We start from the raw sequence: 8,597 nt of genomic DNA, 5'->3' as shown, positions 1-8,597 counted from the left end.
GAGTGACCGCGGGACGGTGCGAGCCCCGGGGGTCGCCGCGAGGCGAGCGCTGGCCCGGTCCCGCGACGCGCCCGAGCGCCCGGTCCGGCGCGGCCCGCGATGCGGGGGCTGTGAGCGCGCTGGACGTTCTTTCGGGCAAACGCCAGAAGTTCGAAAAAATCCGATAAGATTGCGCGTCGGCACTCGCCGAAACCACCCACACTCAGAGGAAGTACCCTGTATGGCATTCGCCACCCGAGATGATCTCCGCAACGTCGCCATTGTCGCGCACGTCGACCACGGGAAGACCACCCTCGTCGACGCCATGCTTCGGCAGACGAACTCGTTCGACGCGCACGCTGACGTGGACGATCGGGTCATGGACTCCAACGACCTCGAGCGCGAAAAGGGCATCACGATCCTCGCGAAGAACACCGCCATCAGCTATGAGGGCGTGCACGCGAAGAACGGCCCGATCACGATTAACGTGGTGGACACCCCGGGTCACGCCGACTTCGGCGGCGAGGTTGAGCGCGCCCTGTCGATGGTGGACGGCGTCGTGCTGCTCGTCGACTCCTCCGAGGGCCCGCTGCCCCAGACCCGCTTCGTGCTGCGCAAGGCCCTCGAAGCCAAGCACCCCGTGATCCTCGCGGTCAACAAGACCGACCGCCCCGACGCTCGCATCCCCGAGGTCGTCGGCGAGGCGCAGGACCTGCTGCTGGGCCTAGCCTCCGACCTGTCCGAGGAGCACCCGGACCTCGACGTCGACGCCGTGCTGAACGTGCCCGTCGTCTACCTCTCCGGCCGTGCGGGCGCCTCCAGCCTGACCGAGCCCGAGAACGGCACCCTGCCGGACGGCGACACCCTGGAGGCGCTCTTCGGCGTCATCCTGGAGCAGGTCCCCGCCCCGACCTACGACGACGAGCACCCCCTGCAGGCGCACGTCACGAACCTCGACTCCTCGCCCTTCCTCGGTCGTATCGCGCTGCTGCGCGTGCACCACGGCGAGATCCGAAAGGGCGAGACCGTGGCCTGGGTGCGCCAGGACGGCTCCGTGCAGAACGTGCGCATCACCGAGCTCATGCTCACGAAGGCGCTCAGCCGCTACAACGCGGAGAAGGCCGGCCCCGGCGACATCGTCGCCATCGCGGGAATCGAGGACATCACGATCGGTGAGACCATCGCCGACGCCGAGGACGTCCGTCCCCTGCCGATGATCGAGATTGACGACCCCGCCATCTCGATGACGATCGGTTCCAACACCTCGCCGCTCGTTGGCAAGGTGAAGGGCCACAAGCTGACCGCCCGCATGGTGAAGGACCGCCTCGACCGCGAGCTGATCGGAAACGTCTCGCTCAAGGTTGTCGACGTGGGACGCCCCGACGCCTGGGAGGTGCAGGGCCGAGGCGAGCTCGCCCTGTCGATCCTGGTCGAGAACATGCGTCGCGAGGGCTTCGAGCTCACCGTCGGCAAGCCGCAGGTGGTGACGAAGGAGGTCAACGGGAAGACCCACGAGCCCTTCGAGCACCTCACGATCGACACCCCCGAGGAGCACCTCGGCGCGATCACGCAGCTCATCGCGGCGCGCAAGGGCCGCATGGACGGCATGACGAACAACGGCACCGGCTGGGTGCGCATGGAGTTCATCATCCCCGCGCGTGGCCTGATCGGCTTCCGCTCGGAGTTCATGACCACGACCCGCGGCACCGGCATCGCGAACGCGATCTCGCACGGCTACGACGAGTGGGCCGGCCCCATCGTGACCCGCAACAACGGCTCGATCGTTGCGGACCGCGCCGGCGTGGTGACCCCGTTCTCAATGATCAACCTGCAGGAGCGGATGACGTTCTTCGTCAACCCCACCGAGGAGGTCTACGAGGGCATGGTCATCGGTGAGAACTCGCGCTCCGAGGACATGGACGTGAACATCACCAAGGAGAAGAAGCTGACCAACATGCGTGCGGCCAGCTCCGACTCCTTCGAGTCGATGACGCCGCCGCGCCAGCTCTCCCTCGAGGAGTGCCTGGAGTTCGCCCGGGAGGACGAGTGCGTCGAGGTGACCCCCGAGGTCATCCGCATCCGCAAGGTTGAGCTGGACGCTGGCGCCCGCGCCCGCTCCACCTCGAAGAACAAGCAGCGCTAACGCTCGCGCCCTGCGCCACACGGGCCCCCGTCGATCCTCGGATCGGCGGGGGCCCGTTTCGTGATTCTCCCCGGCCTCGAGGGTGAGCAACCCCGGCGCGGGCCCCCGGGACGCCAGCCGTTGACAATCGCGCCCGCAGCGCGTATTTTCGCCATGAGGACATCTTTTCGTTTAGCGAAAAGTGTCTGATCCATTTCGCTCACCGACGCATCACGTTCAAAGGGGATCACATGCGCAAAACAGCTCCATTCGTGGCCACCGCAGCGGCGGCAATTCTCGTCCTCTCCGCGTGTTCGGCCTCCGACGCTCCGGAGGCGACACCGACGGATGAAGCGACCGGGGACCTGACGCCGATCACGGTCGGCGTCATGCCAATCGTGGACGTTGCCGCGATCTATGTCGGCATAGCCGAGGGCTACTTTGAGGACGAAGGTCTCGACGTCACCCTCGAACTCGCTCAGGGCGGGGCGGCGATCGTCCCCGCGGTCGTTTCTGGCGATTACGAGTTTGGTTTCAGCAACGTCACCTCGCTGCTCCTCGGCGTGTCGAATGGGGTGCCCATTCAGGCGGTGAGCGCGGCAAACTTCAGCACGGGGGAGGAGCCCGATATCGCTGCGGTTGTCGTGCCGAAGGACTCGCCCGTGACCTCCGTTGATGAGCTTGCCGGGAAAACGGTCGCGGTGAACACGCTGAACAACATCGGCGATTCGACCGTCCGCAATGTGGTGGAACAAAACGGCGGCGATCCGAGCAATATCAAGTTCACCGAGATGGGCTTCCCGGACATGCCGGCCGCGGTGTCCTCGAATCAGGTCGACGGTGCCTGGATTCTCGAGCCGCACCTCACCCGGGCGCTAAACGACGGAGCCCGCGTCGTCGCGTGGAACTACGCCGAGACGGATCCGGACCTCATGATTTCCGCGTACTTCACGAGCGATGCCTTCGCCGCGGAGTCGCCCGAGACGGTGGCCGCGTTTACTGCGGCCATGAACAAATCTCTCGAGTTCACGGATGCCAATCCGGACATCACGCGCAGCATCCTGGACGACTACACGCAGATTGACGAGTCGGTGAAAGCGGCCATGACGCTGCCGCGGTTCAAGACCGAGCTCGGCGAGAAAAACGTGCAGCTACTTGCTGATCTTGCCCTGAAATACGGGCTGGTGGACAGCGCAATCGACGTGTCACAGCTCGTGACGAAATGACGTTGGGGCTCCGGGCACGCACCGGTGTGTCGGACACCCCCGGCTGGGTATTCGGCGTCGCGGGGCTGCTCGTCTTCGCGGTGATCCTCGAACTCGTGCCCAGGCTGGGGATGGTCGACGCGCGCTACCTCCCACCGGTTTCTGACATGCTGGGCTCGCTCGCGAGGATTGCGGCCGGGGGAGGCTTTTGGGTGGGGCTCGGCGAAACCGTCCTGACCTGGGGGATCGGGCTGGGGATCGCGTTGATCGCGGGCGTCGGCTGCGGCGTCCTCCTGGGCATGGTGCCCTGGCTGCGCGAGTTCACGGCCTCCACGATCGAGTTTCTTCGGCCGGTTCCCTCCGTCGCGCTGATTCCGGTCGCCGTGCTGCTCCTGGGCACCGGCATGATGTCCACGTTGCTGCTGGTCGTCTACGCAAGCTTTTGGCAGGTCCTGATGCAGGTCATGGCCGGGGTGCAAAACCTGGATCCCGTCGCCGCCGACACCGCGCGCTCGTATCGATTCCGGACGGTGACTCGCGTGCGGACGTTGATCTGGCCCACCACGCTTCCCTTCGCGATGACGGGAATGCGCCTCGCGGCCTCGGTCGCCCTGATCCTCACGGTGACCGGAGAGCTCTTGATCAGCGGAGACGGAATCGGGGGAGCGCTTGCCCTGGCTCGGGAATCAGGGGCGGTGGCCCCCATGTATGCCTATGTCATCGTGGCCGGGGTGCTCGGGGTCCTCGTGAACCTGCTCGCGCGCCTCATCGAGCAACGAACCCTGTCCTGGCACCCCTCGATCCGATCGGAGGTCAACGCATGACCACCTCAGCGCTGAGAACGATCGCCGCCCGTGGCCGTGCCCACCGGGGCCGGGGCATGCTGCGGCGCACGCTCCTCGTGCTCGCCCTGCCCATCCTGCTCATCGGACTGTGGTGGTTCGGATCAGCGAACAGCACCAACTACCTCAATCCTCCCTTGGCGACGATCGTTTCGGAGTTCTGGCCGACGTGGTTCGGCGGGGACTCCCTCGGCCAGAGTCGCTTCGTGCAGGACGTGATCCCGAGCTTCCTGCGCATTGTCGCCGGCTACGCGATCGCGCTCGTGATCGGCATCGCCGTCGGGGTGCTCATCGGCGCCTCAAAACGGCTGCGGTCAACGCTCGAACCGGTCATCGAGTTCTTCCGGTCTATTCCACCGCCCGTGCTGGTGCCGATCTTTATGCTGTTCATGGGCATCGGCGACGGAATGAAGATTGCCGTGATCGCCCTGGGCTGTGTCTGGCCGATCCTGTTGAACACGGTTGAGGGAGTCCGCGGCCTGGACCCGGTGCTCAGGGACACGGCGCGCAGCTACCGGTTCACCCCGGTCGGCACACTCCGGCGGCTCATCTTGCCCGGGGCGAGCCCGCACATTGTCACGGGGGCTCGGCAGGCACTGTCCATCGGCATCATTCTCATGGTGATCAGCGAGATGTTTGCTGCGCAGGATGGGCTGGGCTTCAGCATCGTGCAATTCCAGAGGAGCTTTGCGATCCCGCAAATGTGGGGCGGCGTTATCCTGCTCGGCGTGCTCGGGGTCGCCTTTGCGCTCGTTTTCCGCGTCGTTTCAGGCGCAATTCTCAAGTGGTACTACGGGTACCTGCACACCCAACGTGGAGGCGCGTAACATGTCTGAGTCATCCCAGTCCCAGCCGGCAACGCTCGTCGTTCGCGGGCTCGGGAAAACCTATTCGGGGCGCGGCGAGCCCGTCGAGGCGATCCAGCGGCTCGACTTCACGGTGAACGCCGGTGAGCTCGTCTGCATCGTCGGGCCCTCCGGCGCCGGAAAAACGACCCTGCTCCGGTGCCTGGCGGGCTTGCTCGCGCCGACGGTCGGCGACGTCACGCTGTCGGGCACGGTGATCACCGAGCCGCCGGCCGGGCTCGCGGTTGTGCTCCAGGAATATGGCCGCTCGCTCTTTCCCTGGCTCACGGTCGCGGAGAACATTGAGTTGCCCCTCCAGGAGAAACGCGTGCCCGCCGGCCGACGGAAGCAGCTCGTGCAGGACGCTATCGAGGCGGTCTCCCTGCAGGGCGACGAGGACAAGTATCCGTGGCAGCTGTCCGGGGGAATGCAGCAGCGGGTGGCCATCGCGCGCGCCGTGGCATACGAGCCCCAGGTGCTACTCATGGACGAACCCTTCGCCGCGGTCGATGCCCAAACCCGATTCGAGCTGGAGGACCTGGTGCGCATGCTGTGGGAACGGCTGGGGGTGACCGTCGTGTTCGTCACGCACGATATTGACGAGGCGATCTATCTCGGCCAGCGGGTGCTGGTGCTCTCGGGGCGGCCGACCGTGCTGCTGGAGGATGTCCGGGTCGACCTCGGGGTGCAGCGCAATCAGCTCAACACCCGAGCAGACGCCGAATTCGCCCGGCTCCGGACGCACGTGTACGAGCTCATCCAGGCGGCAAAGCGCGGCGCCAGATCCGTCGAGGAGGCCCGCCTGACGCACTAGCGGAGGACGCGGATCCTCCCGCGCGCGGTGGTGCTCCCCGCTGAGCGGTCACCGAGCGGCGGAGGCGCCGTTCGGCAGCATTCGCTTCCATAGGCCCGGGGCCGGGCAGACCCGGCCCCGGGCGCTCCCGTCGGACTAGTGCTCGGCGTGGGGCTCAGGCGCGGGCGGCTCGGCCGGGGACAGCGACGGGGCGTCCGGCTCGGTGGCTCGTGCCGCGGCTTGCCGCTTGAGGTTGCGGTTCACGAGGGGCCAGAACACCGCGAGGACGGCGACCGAGACGAGGCTCGTCCAGACCTGGGTACGGGTGCCCTCGCCCGAGACGATCATGACGACCACGATGCCGAGAACCGCGGCGATGAGCAGGATCGCGAGCCAGGGGTGCCACCACATCCGGAGCTTCAGATTCGCCTGTTCCTCGGCGGTGAGCTTCTGGCGGAAGCGGATCTGGGTGAGCGCGATGAAGGCGTACACGAAGAGCGCGACGAGGCCCGCGGAGTTCATGATGAAGTCGAAGATGCCGGACTCCGGCGCGACGAAGTTCACGATGACGGCCGCGTACCCACCGAGCGTGGAGGCGAGCACCGCCACGACGGGCACGCCGTTCTTGGACTGCTTTGCGATGAACTTGGGCGCAAAGCCCTTGCCCGCGAGCGCCGCGAACATTCGGGCCGCGGAGTAGAGCCCCGAGTTGAGCACGGAGCAGACCGCGGTCAGGATGACCATGCTCATAAACAGATCGGCCCCGGGCAGCCCGAACAGGGAGAAGATGAACGCGAACGGTGCCTTGTCCTGCGGGTCGGGCAGCTGGTTCCAGGGCACGATCATCACGATCAGGAGCACGGACCCCACGAAGAACAGCAGGATGCGCCAGATGACCGTGTTGGTGGCCTGCCGGACCCCCTTGACCGGGTTTTCGGACTCGGAGGCGGCCATGACGGCGATCTCCGTGCCGAAGTACGAGAAGATCACGATCGCGACGCCGCTGATGACCGCCCAGGCCCCGTTCGGCGCGAAGCCGCCGTGCTCCCAGAGGTTCTGCACCGAGAACTCGGCGTTCGGCCAGAGGCCCAGCACGAAGAGCGTGCCGACGCCGAGGAAGATGATGATCGCAACGACCTTGATGCTCGCGAGCCAGAACTCGACCTCGCCAAAGGAGCGCAGCGAGATCAGGTTGGTGATCGTGAACAGTAGCAGCATCACGATGGAGAAGCCCCAGTCCGGGAACGCGGGGAACCAGCCGTGCAGGATCGAGCCGCTGATGACCGCCTCGAAGGCGATCACCCCCACCCAGAAGTACCAGTACAGCCAGCCGACGAAGTAGCCAGCCCAGTTGCCGAGGCCCTCGCGGGCGTACTCCATGAAGGAGCCGACGGCGGGCCTCGCGGAGGCCATCTCGCCCAGCATCCGCATCGCGAGGAAGACGAGCAGGCCGCCGATGAGATAGGACAGCACGGCCGCCGGGCCCACGCTCCGAATGACGTTCCCGGAGCCCACGAAGAGGCTGGCCCCGATGATCCCGCCCAGGGTAATCATGGTGATGTGCCGGGACTTGAGCTTCTTGTGCTCGGTCTTTGGGATGACACGCGCCACCGAGGTTTCCGGAGAAATCGGGCGGCTGTATCGGTTCTGCTCGGTTGTCATAGTTGGGTTCCCCCCGTGAGCTTCTTCGGTCTTCCGGAGCTTAGCGCGACGCGGGGGGTGCTCCGCAAATCGAGATGATTCCGGGGAGAACCGTGTTCATTTCGTTGCGCGCGGCGCTTGCGGACGGGTCCCCGACAGGACTACTGTGAGGACGCAAGGTGAGCCTTGCCTAACCATCAACTGATCTTTCCGAAACGGCGGCGAACCCCGAACATGTTGGGCACCTTTCTCATTGGCCTGCGCGAGGGGCTCGAAGCCGCTCTCGTCGTCGGCATCCTGCTGGCCTACGTCAACCGGATCGGTCGACGGGACGTCGCTCGGCGGATCTGGCTCGGCGTCGGCCTCGCCGTGATCGTGTCCCTCGCCCTCGGGGCGGTGCTCACCTACGGTGCCTACGGGCTGTCCTTCCGGGCTCAGGAGATCATCGGCGGCTCCCTGTCCCTGCTCGCGGTGTTCCTGGTCACCTGGATGGTGTTCTGGATGCTCCGCACGGCGAAAAACATGCGCGGCGAACTGGAGGGGCAGCTCGGCAAGGCCATCGCGGGCTCCGGGTGGGGCATCGTGCTCGTCGGCTTCCTCTCCGTGGGCCGAGAGGGCCTCGAAACCGCGCTGTTCATTTGGGCGACGACGCGCTCCGGCGGCGCCTCGCCCCTCGTCGGACTGGCCTCGGCGGTCGCGGGCATCCTGCTCGCCTGCGCGCTGGGCTGGCTCATCTACCGCGGCCTGCTTCGCGTCAACCTCTCTCGCTTCTTCTTCTGGACCGGCCTCCTGCTCCTGATCTTCGCCGCGGGCGTCGTCGCCTACGCGGTGCACGATCTCCAGGAGGCCGCCGTGTTGCCCGGACCCTTCGCCGCGGCCCCCGAGGGCGCGTCGGCCTTTATCCAATCCTGGTACGGCGAATCGGCTTGGGCCTTCCGGATCCCGCACATCATCGCGCCGGACGGAATCCTCGGCAGCCTGCTGAAGGGCACGATCGGCTTTACCCCGGAGATGACCAAGCTCGAGGTGCTCGCGTACGCGCTCTACCTCGTGCCGACCCTGGCGCTCTTCTTCCGCCGCGCCCGCGGATCACGTCCGCCGAAGGCCGTCGCTCACGCGGCCACCCCGCTTTTGTCCCCCATCACAACCGAAGGAACCCCGTGATTCAGA

Annotated in this window: 7 protein-coding genes; 6 read left to right on the top strand and 1 reads right to left on the bottom strand. The window is 66.3% G+C overall.

The window, feature by feature from the left end; translation table 11 throughout:
* Window positions 1–220 precede the first annotated feature (220 nt).
* From typA to OOT08_RS04175, 5 genes are all read left to right on the top strand, one after another.
* Window positions 221–2,122 (top strand): translational GTPase TypA, encoded by a 1,902-nt coding sequence (typA, locus tag OOT08_RS04195; protein WP_325091318.1) that lies wholly within the window; start codon window positions 221–223, stop codon window positions 2,120–2,122.
* 230 nt (window positions 2,123–2,352) lie between these two features.
* Window positions 2,353–3,327, top strand: coding sequence for an ABC transporter substrate-binding protein (locus tag OOT08_RS04190; protein WP_325091317.1), 975 nt, complete (start codon window positions 2,353–2,355; stop codon window positions 3,325–3,327).
* A 26-nt stretch (window positions 3,328–3,353) separates the two neighbouring features.
* Window positions 3,354–4,130: an ABC transporter permease gene (locus tag OOT08_RS04185; protein WP_325091316.1), complete on the top strand. Its 777-nt coding sequence runs from the start codon at window positions 3,354–3,356 to the stop codon at window positions 4,128–4,130.
* Window positions 4,127–4,975 (top strand): ABC transporter permease, encoded by an 849-nt coding sequence (locus tag OOT08_RS04180; protein WP_325091315.1) that lies wholly within the window; start codon window positions 4,127–4,129, stop codon window positions 4,973–4,975. The genes OOT08_RS04185 and OOT08_RS04180 overlap by 4 nt, the downstream gene beginning before the upstream one ends.
* Window position 4,976: 1 nt before the next feature.
* On the top strand, window positions 4,977–5,807 hold the full coding sequence (locus tag OOT08_RS04175; RefSeq protein WP_325091314.1) for an ABC transporter ATP-binding protein: 831 nt from the start codon (window positions 4,977–4,979) through the stop codon (window positions 5,805–5,807).
* Between the two features lie 135 nt (window positions 5,808–5,942).
* Here the strand turns inward: OOT08_RS04175 and OOT08_RS04170 are convergent, their stop codons facing one another.
* Complete coding sequence (locus tag OOT08_RS04170) at window positions 5,943–7,448, bottom strand: amino acid permease (RefSeq protein WP_325091313.1); 1,506 nt, start codon at window positions 7,446–7,448, stop codon at window positions 5,943–5,945.
* Window positions 7,449–7,661: 213 nt separating this feature from the next.
* Here OOT08_RS04170 and efeU point away from each other — a divergent pair, with 213 nt between their 5' ends.
* On the top strand, window positions 7,662–8,591 hold the full coding sequence (efeU, locus tag OOT08_RS04165) for an iron uptake transporter permease EfeU (protein WP_325091312.1): 930 nt from the start codon (window positions 7,662–7,664) through the stop codon (window positions 8,589–8,591).
* Window positions 8,592–8,597 lie beyond the last annotated feature (6 nt).

The organism is Leucobacter sp. M11 (assembly GCF_035726885.1).
Taxonomy (GTDB): domain Bacteria; phylum Actinomycetota; class Actinomycetes; order Actinomycetales; family Microbacteriaceae; genus JAPFRB01.
The sequence above is the reverse complement of the archived record's forward strand: the minus strand, read 5'-3'. Positions and strand labels throughout refer to the sequence as shown.

What these genes read in the sequence shown, in the direction of transcription:
- typA (WP_325091318.1), top strand. Translation starts at nt 221, where the DNA reads ATGGCATTCGCCACCCGAGATGATCTCCGCAACGTCGCCATTGTCGCG.
- OOT08_RS04175 (WP_325091314.1), top strand. Translation starts at nt 4,977, where the DNA reads ATGTCTGAGTCATCCCAGTCCCAGCCGGCAACGCTCGTCGTTCGCGGG.
- OOT08_RS04170 (WP_325091313.1), bottom strand. Translation starts at nt 7,448, where the DNA reads ATGACAACCGAGCAGAACCGATACAGCCGCCCGATTTCTCCGGAAACC.
- OOT08_RS04180 (WP_325091315.1), top strand. Translation starts at nt 4,127, where the DNA reads ATGACCACCTCAGCGCTGAGAACGATCGCCGCCCGTGGCCGTGCCCAC.
- OOT08_RS04190 (WP_325091317.1), top strand. Translation starts at nt 2,353, where the DNA reads ATGCGCAAAACAGCTCCATTCGTGGCCACCGCAGCGGCGGCAATTCTC.
- efeU (WP_325091312.1), top strand. Translation starts at nt 7,662, where the DNA reads ATGTTGGGCACCTTTCTCATTGGCCTGCGCGAGGGGCTCGAAGCCGCT.